Below are 2,082 nucleotides of genomic sequence, written 5' to 3'. Positions count from 1 at the left end.
CCCGCATTCCGCAGATATTTAAGCAGAGGTAAAGCAAGATAGATTCGGCAACAATAAACTCCCAAACGATTGCCGTGCAATCGTTTGGGAGTTTTTAGTGTATAATAGATTTCTGCTGTAAAGCCACTCTAAAAATCATGAACCAGCCATTATCAGGGATAAATATCGTAAATTTAGACCACTTGGGAATAGTAGCGGGGATAATAGATGAGATGGAATTGGTAGAAGAAGTGAACAAAAAAGTGGGTATCAAAACCAAAGAAACAGTCAGCCCCGGACAAGTAATGAAAGCAATAATTTTGAACGGATTGGGGTTTTTGAGCGCCCCAATCTACCTATTCGACACATTTTTCGTAGGAAAAGCAACAGAACATTTAATCGGATCAGGAGTGACCCCGGAACAATTAAATGATGACAGAATCGGGAGAGCATTAGACAAATACCATCAAGCTGGAACGACACAATTATTCACAGCAATCGCCCTAAAAGCAGCAAAGAAATTTCAAGTAGAAATGAATAGCGTTCATCTAGACAGCAGTTCAATATCAGTAGAAGGAGCATACAAAACTTGTCAGGAAAAGAGTCAAGACATTGAAACAGACTCATCAGACCCAGCCGATGAAATGAAAGCCATAAAAATCGTTCACGGATACTCAAGAGACAAAAGACCCGACCTCAAACAATTTATCATTGACACCATAGTTAGCGGTGATGGAGACGTACCATTGTATCTCAAAATAGATGACGGAAACGCCGATGACAAAAGCGTTTTTGTCGCCCGACTCAAAGAATTTAAAAACCAATGGACTTTCGACGGAATCTGTGTAGCAGACAGTGCCTTATACACAGCAGAAAACTTATCAGCAATGGCAGGAATGAAATGGATAACCAGAGTGCCATTAAGTATCAAATCAGCCCGACAAAAAATCTCAGCTATCGAAGATAAAGACTGGGAATCAGCTCAAATAAAAGGCTACAAAATAGCAGCCATAACCAGCGAGTACGCCAACATCAAACAAAGATGGATAGTAGTAGAAAGCGATATCAGAAAACAAGCAGCCCTCAAAAAAATAGCCCAGCAAGTAGAGAAACAATTAGAATCAGCTTCTTCCTCACTACGCAAGCTATTCAGACAAGAGTTTGCGTGTATAGCCGACGCAGAAATCGCGATAAAAAGATTATCAGATACCTGGAAGTATCACCAAATCACAGAAATTGAATGCCGAGAAAAACCCGTCAAAAAATCGACAAGCAAGCAGAAACTAGAGAACAAAACAAATCCAACAGTTTATCAAGTTACGGGTCAAATAGAAACCCGGTTATCAGTAATAGAAGCCGAACAAATCACAGCCGGGAGATTTATATTAGCCACCAACATCTTAGACACTCAAGAGGTGAGCGAGCGACAGATACTATCAGAATACAAAGCGCAGCAAAGTAACGAGAGAGGATTTAGATTTATCAAAGATCCATTGTTTTTTACATCAAGCGTATTTGTGAAAAATCCCGAGCGAGTCGAAGCAATAGGAATGATAATGGGACTGTGCTTGTTAGTTTATACCCTAGCGCAAAGGAAATTGAGACAACACTTAGAAGCCACCAATGAGGGAGTCAGAAATCAGGTAAAGAAACTCACCAATAAACCAACAATGCGCTGGATATTTCAGATGTTTCAAGCGGTACATTTAGTGACGGTCAACGGAGATAAGCAAGTCAGTAATTTAACCCAAGACCGTCAAGATGTATTAAAGCATTTAGGACAGTATTGCAGTCGGTACTATTTAATGTTTGCAGGTGGATGACGCTCTCCATTAAGCTGTAAATCTTGGTGAATAATCCACATTTATTAGTCAAGATGATTAGCTCTTGGCGGGAGTTATCTTGGCTAAAAAGCTAAGTTATTTCGCGAAAAAAAGCGCCATAATTCTATTAAAAAAAGTCAACTCTTTCACTTTAGTTGATTTCGGGATATCTGACAGGTACCCGTGACGTTAAAACCGCATAAGTTAAAGGGAAAAACTTTTTGACTCCAACTTTTCACAACTGATAAAAAATTCCACACACATCTGCGGAATGTGGGTT

The 2,082-nt window shown here is 39.7% G+C and carries 1 protein-coding gene; it reads left to right on the top strand.

Features of this window, described 5'->3' with window-relative positions:
• Window positions 1-137 precede the first annotated feature (137 nt).
• On the top strand, window positions 138-1,802 hold the full coding sequence (locus tag QUA74_RS29645) for an IS1634 family transposase (RefSeq protein ID WP_333336331.1): 1,665 nt from the start codon (window positions 138-140) through the stop codon (window positions 1,800-1,802).
• Window positions 1,803-2,082: the final 280 nt, after the last annotated feature.

This window comes from Microcoleus sp. LAD1_D3 (assembly GCF_036702135.1).
Lineage (GTDB): Bacteria > Cyanobacteriota > Cyanobacteriia > Cyanobacteriales > Microcoleaceae > Microcoleus.
Note: the sequence above shows the minus strand (reverse complement) of the source record. Positions and strands in the feature narration are given on the sequence as shown.